11 protein-coding genes and 1 tRNA gene are annotated in these 15,687 nt (G+C 76.3%); 6 read left to right on the top strand and 6 right to left on the bottom strand.

What is annotated here, in order from left to right; all coding sequences use genetic code 11:
- The first annotated feature begins 2 nt into the window (after positions 1–2).
- Both ABZ479_RS28760 and ABZ479_RS28755 read left to right on the top strand, forming a co-directional pair.
- Positions 3–3,569, top strand: a complete 3,567-nt coding sequence (locus ABZ479_RS28760; protein ID WP_500464269.1) for a vWA domain-containing protein — start codon at positions 3–5, stop codon at positions 3,567–3,569.
- A gap of 259 nt (positions 3,570–3,828) precedes the next feature.
- Positions 3,829–5,616, top strand: coding sequence for a hypothetical protein (locus ABZ479_RS28755; RefSeq protein ID WP_500464268.1), 1,788 nt, complete (start codon positions 3,829–3,831; stop codon positions 5,614–5,616).
- On the opposite strand, the gene ABZ479_RS28750 is transcribed toward ABZ479_RS28755, so the two are convergent.
- Genes ABZ479_RS28750 through ABZ479_RS28740 form a run of 3 tightly spaced genes read right to left on the bottom strand, consistent with a single transcriptional unit; the run spans position 5,607 to position 9,514 of the window.
- Complete coding sequence (locus ABZ479_RS28750; RefSeq protein WP_500464267.1) at positions 5,607–5,963, bottom strand: ribosomal protein L7/L12; 357 nt, start codon at positions 5,961–5,963, stop codon at positions 5,607–5,609. The two genes, ABZ479_RS28755 and ABZ479_RS28750, sit on opposite strands and share 10 nt — an antisense overlap.
- Positions 5,964–5,987: 24 nt before the next feature.
- The gene (locus ABZ479_RS28745; RefSeq protein WP_499604408.1) at positions 5,988–6,842 is read right to left on the bottom strand and encodes an ABC transporter permease; all 855 of its coding nucleotides are present in this window, start codon (positions 6,840–6,842) and stop codon (positions 5,988–5,990) included.
- Complete coding sequence (locus tag ABZ479_RS28740; RefSeq protein ID WP_500464266.1) at positions 6,839–9,514, bottom strand: alpha/beta fold hydrolase; 2,676 nt, start codon at positions 9,512–9,514, stop codon at positions 6,839–6,841. Before ABZ479_RS28740 ends, ABZ479_RS28745 begins: the two co-directional genes overlap by 4 nt.
- 119 nt (positions 9,515–9,633) lie before the next feature.
- Here ABZ479_RS28740 and ABZ479_RS28735 point away from each other — a divergent pair, with 119 nt between their 5' ends.
- Entirely contained in the window at positions 9,634–10,599 is a 966-nt protein-coding gene (locus ABZ479_RS28735) for an aldo/keto reductase (protein ID WP_500464265.1), read from the top strand.
- Between the two features lie 157 nt (positions 10,600–10,756).
- Here the strand turns inward: ABZ479_RS28735 and ABZ479_RS28730 are convergent, their stop codons facing one another.
- A complete protein-coding gene (locus tag ABZ479_RS28730) occupies positions 10,757–11,689 on the bottom strand; it encodes a transketolase family protein (RefSeq protein WP_500464264.1) in 933 nt (310 codons plus the stop codon).
- Between the two features lie 29 nt (positions 11,690–11,718).
- Positions 11,719–12,420, bottom strand: coding sequence for a thiamine pyrophosphate-binding protein (locus ABZ479_RS28725; RefSeq protein WP_500464263.1), 702 nt, complete (start codon positions 12,418–12,420; stop codon positions 11,719–11,721).
- A gap of 54 nt (positions 12,421–12,474) precedes the next feature.
- Between ABZ479_RS28725 and soxR the strand changes: the two genes are divergently transcribed.
- On the top strand, positions 12,475–12,954 hold the full coding sequence (gene soxR, locus ABZ479_RS28720; protein WP_500464262.1) for a redox-sensitive transcriptional activator SoxR: 480 nt from the start codon (positions 12,475–12,477) through the stop codon (positions 12,952–12,954).
- Here the strand turns inward: soxR and ABZ479_RS28715 are convergent.
- On the bottom strand, positions 12,935–13,225 hold the full coding sequence (locus ABZ479_RS28715; protein ID WP_026251357.1) for a YiaA/YiaB family inner membrane protein: 291 nt from the start codon (positions 13,223–13,225) through the stop codon (positions 12,935–12,937). The two genes, soxR and ABZ479_RS28715, sit on opposite strands and share 20 nt — an antisense overlap.
- Positions 13,226–13,403: 178 nt before the next feature.
- Between ABZ479_RS28715 and ABZ479_RS28710 the strand changes: the two genes are divergently transcribed.
- Together ABZ479_RS28710 and ABZ479_RS28705 are read left to right on the top strand one after the other, a co-directional pair.
- Positions 13,404–13,477: transfer RNA gene (locus ABZ479_RS28710), tRNA-Pro, on the top strand.
- A 360-nt stretch (positions 13,478–13,837) separates the two neighbouring features.
- On the top strand, positions 13,838–15,661 hold the full coding sequence (locus ABZ479_RS28705) for an ABC transporter ATP-binding protein (RefSeq protein WP_500464261.1): 1,824 nt from the start codon (positions 13,838–13,840) through the stop codon (positions 15,659–15,661).
- The last annotated feature ends 26 nt before the right edge of the window (positions 15,662–15,687 follow it).

Raw genomic sequence — 15,687 nt, 5'->3', positions numbered from 1 at the left:
CCGTGTCCCTCACCCCGGACGAGGCCGCCGCCGTCCTCACCGACCCGGCGGCGCCCTACCTCGTCGGCGTACGGCACCACGCCCCGTCGCTGGCGGCCGCGCTGCCCGCCCTGCTCGACGCGGCGAAGCCCGACGTGCTGCTGGTCGAACTCCCCGCCGAGATGCAGCAGTGGCTGCCCTGGCTCGCCCACGAGGACACCCGGGCCCCCGTCGCCCTCGCCGCCGCCCCCGGCGACGGGGGCGGCGGCCCCGCCTTCTACCCCTTCGCCGACTTCTCGCCCGAACTCGCCGCCGTTCGCTGGGCCGCACGCACCGGCGTCCCCGTCGTCGCCTGCGACCTGCCGCTCGCCGACCGCGCCTGGCAGGCCGGCCGCACCACGGCCGCGCCGGGCGACCCCGGCCCGGGGCTGCACGCCGCCCTGCGCGCCCGGCTCAGCGGCCGCCCCGGCGACGACCTCTGGGACCGCCTCGTCGAGGCCACCGCCCCCGGTTCACCGCCCGAAGCCCTGCGCCGCGCCGCCCTCCTGACGGGCTGGGCGCTGCGCAGGGACGCCGCCGAGGGCGCCGGGGTCCCCGCTCTCGACCTGCGCCGCGAGCAGTGGATGCGGGCCCGGATCGCCGAGGCCGCCGCGGACGGCCGCCGCACCGCCGTCGTCGTCGGCGCCTTCCACGCGCCCGCCCTGGTCCCCGCTGCCCTGTGGCCACGGGGCACCGCCCCCGCGGAAGGCCCGGACGCGGCGGCCGCACCCGAGGACGGCGCGGCCTGGACGACCTCCCTGATCCCCTACGCGTACCCGCTGCTGGACGAACGCTCCGGCTATCCGGCGGGCATCCGCGACCCCGAATGGCAGCACATGGTGCTGGAGGCGGCCGGCGACCCCGCCGCCCTCGACGAGGCGCTCACCCGGGCCGCCGTCCGCGTCTGCGCCGAACTGCGCGCCCAGGGCCACCCGTCGGGCCCCGCCGACGCCCGCGAGATCAGCCGGCTCGCCGGCGACCTCGCCCGGCTCCGCGGCCTGCCCGCGGCCGGCCGCGGCGAACTGGTCGAGGCGGTGCAGACCGTGCTGGCCCAGGGGGAGCCGTACGGACGGGGACGGGCCGTGGCGCGCGCCATGGAACGCGTGCTGGTCGGCACCCGCGGCGGCCGCCCCGCGCCCGGCGCGCCGCGCAGCGGCCTCGCCCCCGCCGTCGAGCGGGAACTGACCGCACTGGGCCTGCCCGGCCCCGGCCCGGACGGCGCCGCCCCGGCAGACGTCCGGGACCTGCGCCTGGATCCGCTCCGCTCCGACCTCGACCGCCGCCGCGAACTCCTGCTGCGCAGACTGACCGTGTGCGGCGTGCCCTACGCCGAGCCGAAGGACGTCACGGGGGCGGCCGGCACCGAGGGCCTCACCACCCGCTGGGAGGTCCGCTGGACACCCGCCACCGCGGCCATGCTCACCGCCGCCGGCATCCGCGGTGTCACCGCCGCCCAGGCCGCCGAGGGCGTGCTGCGCGAACACCGCCGCCAGGAGACGGACGAGGGCGGCCCGACGGCCGCGCAGACGCTCGCCGGACTGGTCCGGGCCGCGGAGTGCGGGCTGCCCGCGCTCGCCGCGGAACGCCTCGACGAAACCGCCGGCGTGCTCCCCGCGTCCGGCACCCTCCCCGAACTCCTCGCGGGACTCGCCCTGCTGGACCGCGTACGGGCCGGGCACATCGCCGGGCTGGACGCCGACGAACCCCGCACCGCCCGCGCCGCCGCCGTCGCCGAGCTGCTGACCGCGGCCGCGGTCCGCCAGGTCGACGGCCTCACGGGCTCCGAGGACCCCGCCGACGCGCACGCGCTGCTCGAACTCGCCCACCGCGCCGACCTCCTGGGCGGCGTCCGGCTCACCGACGCCCTCGCGCGACTCGCCGCGGACGGCTCCCCGCTGATGCGCGGCGCGGCGGGCGCCGTCCGGGTCCTCCTCGGCCACGAGGCGCCCCAGACCCTCGGCGCCCGGGTCGCCTCCTGGGTCGACGCGGCCGGCGACCCCGACTCCCGCGCCGCCCTCACCGCGCGGCTGACCGGGCTGCTGACCGCGGCCGGCCCGCTGCTGGAGACGGCCGCCCCCGCGCTGGAACCCCTGCTCGACCGCGTCCGCGACCTGCCCGACCAGGCCTTCCTGTCGCGACTCCCGGCCCTGCGCGGCGGCTTCGACACCCTCAGCCCGGCCGGCCGGGACCGGCTCCTGGCCGCCGTCGAGGAACGCCTGGACACCGAAGGCCTCGCCGACACCGCGGGCGTCGACCCCGTCGCGCTCGCCACCTGGACCCGCGCCGACCTCGCCGCCCGCGCGGCGCTGACCCGCTGGGGCCTGCTCTCCCCGGGCTCGGCCACGGCACCGGAGGCCCGCACCGAACCGGGGACCCCGCAGGCGCCGGCCGCCGAGGCGGCGGCCGACGACGCGGGCCCCGCCCACGCCGCGGAACCCCGCACCCTCGCGCCCGCCGACCGGTGGCGCCTCGTGCTGGGCCGTCGCGGCGACCGGCTGCCGCCCTCCGCCGCCGCTCTGGCCACCGCCCTTGACGAGCTGTACGGCAACGGCCGCGGCGAGGGCAGCCGCGGCGACCTCGGCGGCCGCGGCACGGCCGGCGGGGGCCGCCAGGCGCCCTACCCCGGCGTACGGGAGTGGTCCGAGGAACTGGCGGCGCTGTTCGGGCCCGGCGTCCGCGAGGAGGTGCTGGCGGCGGCCGCCGCGTCCGGCCGCAAGGACGTGATCGCCGAACTCGACCCCGACAGCGTGCGCCCCTCCGTCGACCTGCTGCGCACCGTGCTGCGGCACGCGGGCGGGCTGCCGGAGGCCCGGCTGGCCGCGCTCCGCCCGCTCGTACGGCGCCTGGTCGAGGAACTCACCCGCCGACTCGCCACACGACTGCGCCCCGCACTGCACGGCACCGCCCTGCCGCGGCCCAGCCGGCGCCCCGGGGGCGGCCTCGACCTGGCGCGTACGCTGCGCGCCAACCTGGCCACCGCCCGCCGCGGTCCCGACGGCACCGTCCGGGTGATCCCGGAGCGGCCGGTGTTCCGCGCCCGGGCCCAGCGGGCCGCCGACTGGCGGCTGATCCTGGTCACCGACGTGTCGGGATCCATGGAGGCCTCCACGATCTGGGCCGCGCTCACCGCCTCCGTCCTGGCCGGGGTGCCCACCCTGTCCACGCACTTCCTGGCGTTCTCCACCGAGGTCATCGACCTCACCGACCACGTGGGGGACCCGCTCTCGCTGCTCCTGGAGGTGAGCGTCGGCGGCGGCACCCACATCGCCGCCGGGCTGCGGCACGCCCGCGAACTGGTGACGGTGCCCTCGCGCACCCTCGTGGTGGTCGTCAGCGACTTCGAGGAGGGATACCCGCTGGGCGGCCTCCTGGCCGAGGTCCGCGCCCTGGTCGGGTCCGGCTGCCATGTCCTGGGCTGCGCCAGCCTCGACGACGCGGGCCGCCCCCGCTACTCCACCGGAGTCGCCGGGCAGCTCGTCGCCGCGGGCATGCCCGTCGCCGCCCTCAGCCCCCTGGAACTCGCCCGCTGGGTGGGGGAGAAGATCGCATGAGCCACCAACCTCTGGCGGTGGCCCCGGCCGTCGTGGGCGACGCTGCCGAAGACGTCCGCTGTGGCCGTCGCGTCCCGGCCGGTCGGATCCGCCCATTGGGCAGGGGAGGCGGTCGCGTGAGCAGGCACCTTCCCCCGGTGGCCCCGGTCGCGTCTCCGGCCGTCGTGGACGACGCCGAGGATCTCCCCGCCGCAGGCGTCATCGCGGCCGGCACTTTCCGCCCTCTCGAACTCGCCCGCCGGACAGGGGAGAAGACCACATGAACCAGCAACTTCCCCCGGTCGTCCCGGCTGTGACCGCGGAACTGGTCGGGGCCCTTTCGCCGCGGCTGCGCAAGCGCCTGGACGCGGGGGTGGCCAAGCTCACCGCCCGCCCGGTCGTCGTGGACGGAGACACCGTGCGGATCGCCGTCGACGACGACACCGACCTCGAACTGCTCGCCCCCGGCGGCACGGTGACCCGGGCCGAGGACGTCCGCTGCGGCTGCCTGCTCGCCCCGGACTGCCTGCACCGCGCCGCCGCCGCGTCGGCCGCGCCCGTCGCCGAAGCCGAAGCGCCGGCCGCCGACGAAGGCCGACCGGGGCCCGCGGGAGATGCCGCCACCGCGGCCGGGCCCGAGACCGCCACCCCCCAGCAGCGCGCCGCCGCCGAGGCCCTGCGCTCCGCGGGGGCCGCCGCCCTCGACGCGGGCATCGACGGCTCCGGCGCCGTCGTCCAGGCCGAACTGCTCAGGGCCGCGCACTCCGCCCGGCTCGCCGGACTGCCCCGGGCCGCCGCCGCGGCGGTCTCCGTCGTCACCCGGCTGCGCGCCGCCCGCGCCGCCGACCCCGGGCACCGTCTCGCCGACCTGGTCGCCGCGCTCCGCGAACTCCTCGGCACCGCGCACCGCGTCCCGTACGCGACCGGCCCCGAACTCGCCGCCGTCCGCGGCACCGCCCGTCAGCCCTACACCCCGGACGGCTCGCTGCGGCTGTACGGGCTGTTCTCCGAGCCCGTCCTCACCGCGAGCGGCTACGCGGGCGCCGTCACCTGGACCGCTGACGCCGATGGCCGTCTCTACACCGTCTCCGACGTCGCCCCCGGCGGCCCCGGCCGCGCGACGGGCGCCGCCGACCGGGCGGTGCGCATCGGCGACACCGCCCTCACCCACCGCGAACTCTCCCGCGCGGGCCTGGCCGTGTCCGGCGCGACGGTCTCGCCCACCGGGCGGCTCGGCGCGGGCGCCGCCGTCCGCGCCGTACGGGCCACCGGCGCCGACTGGACGGCCGAACCCCTGGACCGCCTCTGGCGGGTGCCCGTCGCCGAACAGGCCGTACGCGCCCTCGGCACCGGCGACGGCCTGCTCTTCCTCGACGTCACCCTCATCGGCACCGTCCGTGAGGCCGGCGGCGACTGCCTGCTCGCCCAGTGCGACGACCTGACGCTGCGGCTCACCGCCGCGCACGACCACCCCGCGCTTCCCGACCGCGACAACCTGCGGTTGCTCGCCGAGGCGCCGGGCGCCCGGTTGCGCGTGGTCGCCCGGCTCGATCCGGCGCCGCACCCCCGCGCACTGCTGCTGGCCAGCAGTCATCCGGCCGACCCCGGGGCCCGGGTCGACACCGGCCTCGACCGCCTCCAGCGCGCCGACCTCCCCGTCGCCGCGCCCGCGGCCTCCCTGCCGCCGCTTCCCGCGCCCGACGAGGCCCCGGTCCACCTGCTGCTCCGGCGCGTGCACCAGGCCGCCTCCGGCGGCCGCCCGGTCCTCGCCCTCCCCGCGAACTCCGCCCCCGACACCCGGCGTCTGCGCCGTGCCGCCCTCCCGACCGCCGCGGACCTGGTCGACGACCTCCACCGCACCGCGGCCGACCGTGGCCGCGACCCCTTCGGCCGCCTCCTGCCCGCCGACACCGAACGCTTCGCCCTGGCCTGGCTCGCGGCCGCCGTCTACTCCGACGCGCTCTCCCGCGCCCTGTGCGCGGCGGCGTGGGGCGCCGACCCGTCCGCCGACGACCCTTCCTCCCACGCGCCGGCCTCGCCCGTCGGGGCGTCGGGCGGTCAGCCGTAGGGGTCCGACCACCGGTCGGCGCGGCGTACCGGAGGGCAGCCCCCCGCCGACCAGGCGGGGGGCGTACACGGCTGCCCGTCGCCCGGACCGGATCCCGGGGCGAAGACGCACCCGCTCCATGTGCAGCGCACCCGGGCCACGGCACCGGCCGCCTCGAGCCGCCGCGCGGCGTCCTCGGCGGCCTCCAGCGAGGTGCCCTCCACGACCACGAGCGGCACGGCGTCGAGCAGTTGCCTGCTCCGCCACGCGCTCAGGCCCGTCACGGACCGCAGCGCCCCCACGACCTCCAGCTTCCGGTCCGCGTCCCCGGCCCCCGTCAGCAGCACGCCGTACGCCGGCTCCTCCACCCGCGACCTCCCCTCAGGAGCCCCTCAGGAGACGATGTCCTTCCCCCGGAAGCCGCGGAAGGCCAGCGCGAAGAACACCACCGCGAAGGAGAGCGACACCGAGGTGCCCTTGAGCATGCCCGTCCATTCCAGGCGAGGCTGGAGCGCGTCGATCCAGGCGTACTGCCAGTGCGTCGGCAGGACGTCCCGCAGCGAGCCCAGCGCCGTGATCGCGTCCAGGATGTTGGAGAGGATCGCGACGCCCACGGCCCCGCCGACCGCGCCCAGCGGCGCGTCGGTGAGCGTGGAGAGCCAGAAGGCGAAGCCCGCGACGGCCAACTGGCCCACGAAGACGTAGAGCGCGGCGATCGCGAGCCGTCCCGTCGCGGTGCCCGGGGGCAGCGAGCCGGCCGTGGTGAGCTCCAGGTCGCCCCAGCCGTAGGCGAGCGCGCCGACGCCGAGCGCCACCGCGGGCAGCGCCAGCACGGCGGCGGCGCTGAAGACCAGCGACACCAGGGCCTTGGACGCCAGCAGCCGGGCCCGGGGCACCGGGGCGGCCAGCAGGTAGCGCAGGGAGGACCAGTTGGCCTCCGAGGCGATCGTGTCGCCGAAGAAGAGGGCGACCGGGATCGTCAGCAGGAAGCCGGAGGAGACGAAGAGCACCGCCAGCGAGAAGTTGACGCCGGAGGCGGTGGCCACGTCCATCATCGTCGGGCCGGAGTTCCGGCCCCGCGGGGTGCCGCCGATGGCGAAGGCCGCCCACACGATCACCGGCAGGCCGAGCACGACGCCGAACGCGACGAGCGTACGGCGCCGCAGCAACTGCCGTACCGCCTCGACCCGCAGCGGGAGGGTGCGGCCCGGACGGTACCCCTCGGCCAGTTCCAGGGTCTCGGTCACGCGGGAGCTCCGATCAGGGTCAGGAACGCGTCCTCCAGGCGGCGGTGCGGGCCGACGCGCTCCACCGGCACGTCGAGCCGCAGCAGTTCGGACAGCAGCTCCGGCACGGCCATCGTGCCCGGCCGGACGAGCAGCCCGCCGTCCGCGGACTCCGCCGCTTCGACGCCGGGCAGCGCCGACAGCTTCGCCGCGACCGCCTCCCGCGCCTCGTCCGCCATGCCCGGCGCGCCGACGAAGAGCGTCTGCCCGCTCCCGGCGATGTCGCCGACCGGACCGGCGGCGATGAGCCGCCCCTTGTCCATGACGACCAGGTGCGTGCAGCTCTGCTCGACCTCCGACAGCAGGTGGCTGGAGACGAGGACGGTACGGCCGGCGGCCGCATAGCGGCGCACCACGTCGCGCATCTCGCGGATCTGCGGCGGGTCGAGCCCGTTGGTCGGCTCGTCGAGGATGAGCAGGTCGGGCAGGCCCAGCATGGCCTGCGCGATGGCGAGCCGCTGCCGCATGCCCTGCGAGTACGTGCGCACCGCGCGCTCCAGCGCCTCGCCCAGGCCCGCGATCTCCAGGGCCTCCTCGACGTGGGCGTCGGCCGCCGGCCGGCCCGTGGCCCGCCAGTACAGCTCCAGGTTGGCCCGCCCCGTCAGGTGCGGCAGGAAGCCCGCGCCCTCCACGAAGGCCCCCACCCGGGACAGCACGGGCGCCCCGGGCCGGATCGCGTGCCCGAACACCCTGATGGTGCCCGCGTCGGGGCGGATGAGGCCCATCATCATGCGCATCGTCGTCGTCTTGCCGGCGCCGTTGGGGCCGAGCAGCCCCAGCACCTGGCCACGCTCCACCCGGAACGACACCTCCCGCACCGCGTAACGGTCCGCGGCCCCGCGGTAGCGCTTGGACAGCCCGGAGATCTCCAGCGGGACGTCCGCCAGGTCCGGGTCGGGTGCCTGCCGTACGGCGCCCGCCCGGCGGCGGCCGGTCAGCAGCAGCGCCGCGGCCAGCGCGAGCGCGGCGACCGGCAGCAGCCACACCCACGCGGGCAGCGCGCCCTGGGCGGTGGTCAGTTCCGGGTCCGTCGGCAGGGTCAGCGCGGCGCCCTCGGGCAGCGACACCCGGTAGGTGGCGGCCGCGAGGGGGGAGGAGTAGCCGAGGTCGGTGGTGGACAGCACCAGCCGCAGCCGGTGGCCGGCGGCGAACTCGTGGTCCACGGCGGGCAGCCGCACCCCCACCGTGCCGTCGCCCGCCACCCGCAGCGGTGCGACCAGTTGGTGCGGCAGCGTCTCGTTGCCGCCCGGGGCCACGTCGTACAGCTTCGCGAAGAGCACCGCGCCGGCGGGTGCGTCCGTGTCGACGGTGACCCGTGTGGTCGCCGCGCCCGTCAGACGCAGCGCGGAGGTCAGCGGCGCGGAGTCGAAGGCGGCGCGCTGACCGGGGAAGTCCAGGGACAGCGAGAGTCCCTGGCCGAGGTCGGAGAGCTGGGAGAGCGCGCCCACCCCCGGCACCGCCGAGATCGCCGGCGGGCTGCCGCCCGCGGGGTTGGCCACCGTCCGGGTACGTCCCTCGAGCGGGACCGTACGGGTCCGCGTGCCCTCGAGCCCCGGGTACGCGTCGGCGTCCGCGCCGCGCCGTACCGCCCTGCCGTCGGTGGTGTCGACGCCTCCGGTGCGGGTGACGCGGAACGCGGGCCCGGTGTCGGCGCCCTCGTCCTTCTTCAGCCAGCGGTCGAACCAGGCGGTGGTGCGCGCCTCGATCCGGGCGGTCTCCTGGTCGCCGCCGTCGTGCCCGCCGGAGAACCAGTCGACGGCCACGGGGGCGCCGTTGGCGGCGACGGCACGCGCGATGGCGTCGCCCTGGTCGAGCGGGAAGAGCGAGTCGTTCTGGCCCTGCACCACCAGGGTCGGCACCTTGATGCGTCCGGCCACCGAGGAGGGGCTGGAGCGCGTCAGCAGCCGCAGCGTCGCGGCGTCCGGACGGCCCGCGACCGCCGAACGGTCGTACATCGCGCACAGTTCGGCGGTGAAGCCGCACGCGGCGCCGCGCGAGCCGGTGGAGAAGAAGACCCCCGCCCACAGCTTCTTGAACACGCCCTGCGGGAAGAGCGCCTCACCGAGGTCCCACCAGGTGATCACGGGCACGATGGCGTCCACCCGCCGGTCGTACCCGGCGGCCAGCAGCGAGATGGCCCCGCCGTACGAGGCCCCCGCGACACCGACCCGCGGGTCGTCCCGGCCGTCGCGCAGCACCTCGGGCCGCCGGCCCAGCCAGTCGACGAGCCGTGAGACGTCGGCGACCTCGGCGTCCGGGGAGTTGAGCCCGATCCGCCCGCCGGAGGTGCCGAAGCCGCGCGCGGACCAGGTCAGCACCGCGTAGCCGCTGCGGGCGAGGGACTCGGCCTGGGCCCGCATGTCGTCCTTGCTGCCGCCGAACCCGTGCGCGAGCAGCACCGCCGGGCGCGGCGCCGACCCGCCGGAGGTGAAGTAGGAGGTGTCGATCCGCACCTTCGCGGAGCCGCCCGGGGCCTCGGGCATCGAGAAGACCCGGTCCTGGCGGCGCACGGGTGCGGGGGAGTCGGCCGTCGCAAGGGTGACGACGCCGCCTCCGGCGAGCAGGGCGAGGGTGGCGGCACCGGCCGCCAGCCGCCGCCGCGTGCGCCAGGTCCTGGGCAGGGCGAATCGCATGCGTGATCCTCGGACGGGGACGACGAGTGTGACGTTCCCACTATGCATTCCGGTGATCACCCGCGACGTCCGCCTCAGGCACCGGATCGGCGTACTCCACCGGGAGTACGGTGGCGGACGTGCCCTTCGAACGACTCGTCACCGCCCCCCTGCCGCGGCTGGGTCTCGGCCTCGCCGCCGTCGGCCGTCCGGCGTACATCGACCTCGGCCGCGCCGCCGACCTGCCCGCCGACCGCACCGTCGAGGCGATGCGGCACCGTGCCCACGCGGTCCTCGACGCCGCGTACGCGACCGGCATCCGGTACTTCGACGCGGCCCGCTCCTACGGCCGCGCCGAGGAGTTCCTCGCGGGCTGGCTGGACGCCCACCCCGAGGCCACCGACGTGGTGGTCGGCAGCAAGTGGGGCTACACCTACACGGCCGACTGGCGGGTCGACGCCGAGGTGCACGAGGTCAAGGACCACGGCACCGCCACGTACGACCGGCAGATCGCCGAGACCCGCGCGCTGCTCGGCGACCGCCTGGACCTCTACCAGATCCACTCCGTCACCCCGGACAGCCCCGCCCTCGCCGACCGTGAACTCCACGCGCGCCTCGCCCGGCTGGCGGCCGAAGGGGTGGCCGTGGGCCTGTCCACCAGCGGTCCGCTGCAGGCCGAGGCGATCCGCGCGGCGCTGAAGGTGACGGTGGACGGGCAGCACCTGTTCACCTTCGTGCAGGCCACCTACAACCTGCTGGAGCCGTCCGCGGGGCCCGCCCTGGCCGAGGCGCACGACGCGGGAGTGACCGTGATCGTCAAGGAGGCCATGGCCAACGGCCGCCTGGCGACGGCCGATCCGGACTCACCCCTCGCCGAGGTGGCCGGCCTGACCGGCGCCACGCCCGACGCGGTGGCCCTCGCCGCGGTCCTGCGCCGCCCCTGGGCCGGCATCGTGCTCTCCGGCGCCGCGACGCCCGGTCAGGTCGCCGCCAACGCCCGGGCCGCCACCGTCGGACTGGACGCGGGACAGCTGGCCCGGCTCACGGCCCTGGCCGAACCGGCCCCCGCGTACTGGCGGCACCGCTCGGAGCTCCCCTGGAGCTAGCGCGCCTCCGGCGCGGGGGAGGGCGCCGGACCACTGAGGCGGTGCGGGACCGCCACCGCCCCGAGCCGCGCCGCGCCCCGGCCCTCCGCCCGTCGGCCGCCGCGCGCGACAGCCGGGCCGTCCGTGCCGGCGCCCCCCGCCCGGCGGGCGCCCGCCGCTAACGGGCGCCCGACCCCACCGGGCGCCGTGAGAGCGCCAGGAAGCCCCCGATCCGCGCGCGCAGCCCGGTGGCGTCCAGGCCGTGTGCCGCCACGTGCTCCTGCCAGGTGCCGTAGCGGCGCAGTTCCTCGCGGGCGGTGCCCAGTGCGAGGACGCGGTGCGGCAGGTCGAGCAGTGCCTCGGCGGCGTGCGGCGCCGACGTGCCCGCCAGGTACGGCTCGACCAGCACCACGTCCGCCGCGTCCGTGCCCGCCACGGCCGCCCGCAGCCCGGCGGCGTCGAAGGGGCGCACCGTGGCGGCGTACAGCACCGTGACGTCCAGGTCCGCGACCGCCGCCAGCGCCGCGTCCAGGAGGGGGCCGACGGCGACGACCACGCCTGCCCGGCCCTCGCGCAGCACCCGGAACCGGCCCGGCTCGACCGGCCGCGCGGTGCGGTTGGACTGCTCGCTGAGCCGTACGTAGACCCGGTTGTCGCCGTCGGCCGCCGCGTGCCGGACCAGGGCCTCGGCCTCGTCCGGGTGGCCGGGCACGTGCACGGTCCAGCCGTCGAGGGTGTCCAGCAGGGCGACGTCACCGGGGGCCTGGTGGGTGCGGCCGCCCGAGGCGATGTCGTAGGAGGCGCCCCAGCTGACCAGCACCGCGCCGGCGTCCTGGTGCCCCAGGTCCAGCTTGACCTGCTCGAAGGGGCGTTCCACGAGGAAGCTGCCGAAGCTGTGGACGATCGGCCGCAGCCCGGTCAGCGCCAGCCCCCCGGCGACACTGACCAGCAGCTGCTCGCGGATGCCGACGTCGATGACCCGGTCGGGGTGGTCGCGGGCGGCGTCCGTGAAGCGCTCCCCGGAGATGACCGCCAGCACGACGGCCAGCCGGGGGTCCTCGTCCAGCAGGCGGGTGGCGACGGCGCCGAAGCGGTCACGCATGGTGTCCATGGGAAGGTCTCCTCGGTTCGGGGCGGTGGTCACGGCTTGGGTTCGACACGGGCGACGACGGCGTGCGGCCGTCCGGGGTGCGGTGCGGTGAACGCCTCGTAGAGCGCTTCGTGGTCGCGGCCGTCGGCCTCGGTGACGGACCAGCCCTCGCCCGCGAAGAGCGAGGCGGGGCCTCCGGGGCGCCGGTAGGTCGCGGAGGTGTTGTCGACGGCGACGACGTGCAGACCCTCCAGACCGACGGCGCCGGCGTAGGCCACGGCCTCGTGGTTGCTCCCCTCGTCCAGTTCGGCGTCGCCGACGAGCACCCACACCATGGCGTCGGTCAGGCCCTGCGCCCGCAGCCCCAGGGCGCTGCCCACCGCGATCGGCAGCCCGTGGCCGAGCGAGCCGGAGCCGATCTCGGCGCCCGGCACGAGCACACGGTCCGGGTGGTGGCCGAGCGGCGAGCCGAAGGAGCCGAAGTCCGGCAGCCACTCGACCGGGAGGAAGCCCTTGGCGGCCAGCACCGCGTAGTACGCCATCGGCCCGTGGCCCTTGGAGAGCAGGAAGCGGTCCCGGCCGGCGTCCTCCGCCGTCCCGGGGGTCACCCGCAGCACCCGGTCGTAGAGCACCCACAGCACGTCGAGGGTGGAGGTGGCGGCGGGTCCGTGCTTCTCGTCGCCGGTCATGAGCGACATCAGCCGCCGGAGGTCGTCGTAGTCGTACGCGGTGTCCGCACTGGTCGGAGTCATGAGTCGAGGGTGCAACTTCAAGTCGGCTTGAGGTCAAGCGGTACCCTCGGCCGCATGAGCGACCCCGCACCCCGCCGCGACCGCCTGGCCATCGGCGAGCTCGCCGCCCGCAGCGGCCTGGCCACCTCGGCCCTGCGCTACTACGAGGACCTGGGCCTGATCCGCTCCGAGCGCACCGCCGGCGGGCAGCGGCGCTACGCGCGCACCACGCTGCGCCGCGTCGCCTTCATCCGGGCCGCCCAGCGCGTCGGCCTGTCGCTGGAGGAGGCAGGCGCGGCCCTGGCCCGGCTCCCCGAGGACCGCGCCCCCAGCGCCGCCGAGTGGAACGCCGTGGCCCGTACCTGGACCCGCCGGATCGACGAGCAGATCGCGGAGCTGCACCGGCTCAAGGACAACCTCACCGGCTGCATCGGCTGCGGCTGCCTCTCCCTGCGCAAGTGCACGCTGTACAACCCGGACGACACCGCGGCCGCCAAGGGCCCCGGCGCGCGCTACCTGCTGGGCGACGCGCCGGCTACACCCCGTCGACCTTGAACGGGTCGTGCTCGGACAGCAGCTTGTCCAGCCGGGCCTGGTCCACCCGGCTCGTCACCTGGCCGGCCTCCTGCCGGTCGCGCACGACCTTGGCGAGCGTGAACGCCGAGGTCACCACGTAGAGCAGGCCCACCGCCAGGAAGGCCCGCACCCACGGGCCGACCGGCAGGTAGGCGATGCCCACGACCATCGCCCCGAGGGCGACGGCGAACGAGATCGCGGCTTGGGCCGAGTAGGCCGCCGTGTTCTGCTGCTGGATCGGATTGGCCATACCCGAAGCATCGGCCGTCGTGGCCCGCGCCACATGAGTACGGCTACTCATCCCGGGCCGGGTACGCCGCCACGGCGGGACCGCGCGGGGGCGGGAATGGTGCGAGCGAGCACCCGACGACGTGCGGTATTGTTCTCGTGCGCGGTCGGCCGGGTGGAAGCCCGGCGCGATCCGGCACCGGGACGTGGCGCAGCTTGGTAGCGCACTTGACTGGGGGTCAAGGGGTCGCAGGTTCAAATCCTGTCGTCCCGACGGTGCTGACCAGCGGGTTTGTCATTCGTGACAAACCCGCTGGTTGCGTTTGCGGCACAGCAGGCGCGGAAGGGGCGAGGGCACGCCGCCCGGCCGCCCCCCGTCGGGGCCGCGCCGCCCGGGGCCCCGCCCGTGCGCCGGGAAGCCTCAGTGCGCCGTGCCGAGGGGCCGGAAAACGCTTGGACTCCGCCCCGGCCGTCGCGGGACACTGCCACGTCCGGACCGCCCACCGATCGCACGCCGGCCTCGTCGCGAGCCGCGCGGACCGCCGGCCCCGGTCGAGCGCCGCGCCGCGACGGTGGCAGCGGCACCTCCCGGACAAGGACGCGGCAGCGCGCCGCACGACACCGCAGGGTGGAGATGGGAACGCCTGAATCGCACAGGTTCCGGAAGTCCAGGGGCCCGGTGCTCCTGGCACTTCGTCACTACGGAAGGGAACTGGCCCGGCTACGGCGGCTGACGTTGCCGGCGATGCTGTCGCCGGCCCTCGGCAACATCGGCATCAACTACGTCGCGCCGCTGGTCGTCGCGAAGCTCGTCGGCGGGTTCGTCGACGGCACCGCCCCCGGCCTCGGCAGCACCCTGCCCTACGTCCTGGTCTTCGCCGGCGTGCTGCTGCTCGCGGAGACGCTCTGGCGGATCGGCCTGCACTGCCTCAACCGCCTCGACGCCCTCGGCATCGAGCACCTGTACGTGGTGGGCATGGACGAGCTGTTCGCCAAGGACGCGTCGTTCTTCCACGACAACTTCGCCGGGTCCCTCACCAAGCGGGTGCTGAGCTTCGCCTCGCGCTTCGAGGAGTTCGTCGACACGCTGACCTTCAACGTCCTCGGCAGCTTCGTACCGCTGCTGTTCGGCTCGGTGGTGCTCTGGGCCTACGAACCGCTGCTGGTGGTGGGCCTGTTGGTGATGATCGCGGTGACCGGGCTGTGCGTGGCGCCCCTCATCCGGCGGCGCCAGGCGCTGGTCCGCCGGCGCGAGGAGGCCATCGCCCGGGTGTCCGGGCACGTCGCCGACAGCCTCATGAACATGGACACCGTCCGGGCGTTCGCCGCCGAGGAACGCGAGGCCGCCGAGCACCGCTCCCGCGTCGCCGAGTCGCGCAGGCTCACGCTCAAGTCGTGGGACTACGGCAACCTGCGCATCGACACCCTGGTCGCACCGCTGTCCGTGCTGACCAACGCGCTCGGCCTGCTGCTCGCGGTCACGCTCGGCGCGGGCACGCACGGCGTGGAGGCGGTGGTCGTGGCCTTCACCTACTACTCCAACGCGACGCGGATCATGTTCGAGTTCAACCAGATCTACCGCCGCCTGGAGAGCTCGATGACGGAGGCCGCGCAGTTCACCGAGCTGCTGCTGGAGCCGCCCACCGTGCTGGACCCGCCCGCGCCGGAGCCGCTGCGGTCCCGGGGCGCCGGCGTCAGCTTCGAGCGCGTGACGTTCGCCCACGGGGGCGGTAAGCCGCTCTTCGACGGGCTCGACCTGGCCGTGCCCAGCGGTGCCCGGGTCGGGCTGGTCGGCCGGTCCGGCGGCGGCAAGACCACGCTCACCCGGCTGCTGCTGCGGATGAACGACATCGACGGCGGCCGGATCCTCGTCGGCGGGCAGGACATCAGCCGGCTGCGCCAGGCCGACCTGCGCAGCCTGATCTCCTACGTGCCGCAGGACCCCGCGATGTTCCACCGCTCGCTGCGGGACAACATCGCCTTCGCCCGGCCGGACGCCACCGAGGGCGAGATCCGCCGGGCGGCCCGGGCGGCCCACGTCACGGAGTTCGCCGACGCGCTGCCCGGCGGCTTCGACACCATGGTCGGCGAGCGCGGGATCAAGCTCTCCGGCGGACAGCGGCAGCGGGTCGCCCTCGCCCGGGCGATCCTGCGGGACGCGCCGATCCTGCTGCTCGACGAGGCGACCAGCGCCCTGGACTCGGAGAGCGAGGTCCTCGTCCAGGAGGCGCTGTGGCAGCTCATGGAGGGGCGGACGGCGCTCGTGGTGGCGCACCGGCTGAGCACGGTCGCCGGCATGGACCGGCTGGTCGTCCTGGACCGCGGGCGCATCGTCGAGCAGGGCACCCACCAGGAGCTGCTCGCGGAGGACGGGGCCTACGCCAAGCTGTGGCAGCACCAGTCGGGCGGCTTCCTCGACGACACCGCTGCCGCCGAAGCGGCGGCCGACCTGCGCTGAGGCGGGCCGTACGACCGGGCGGGCGC

The sequence above is a fragment of the Streptomyces sp. NPDC005722 genome (assembly GCF_040630935.1).
In the GTDB taxonomy this organism is placed as follows: domain Bacteria; phylum Actinomycetota; class Actinomycetes; order Streptomycetales; family Streptomycetaceae; genus Actinacidiphila.
Note: the sequence above shows the minus strand (reverse complement) of the source record. Positions and strands in the feature narration are given on the sequence as shown.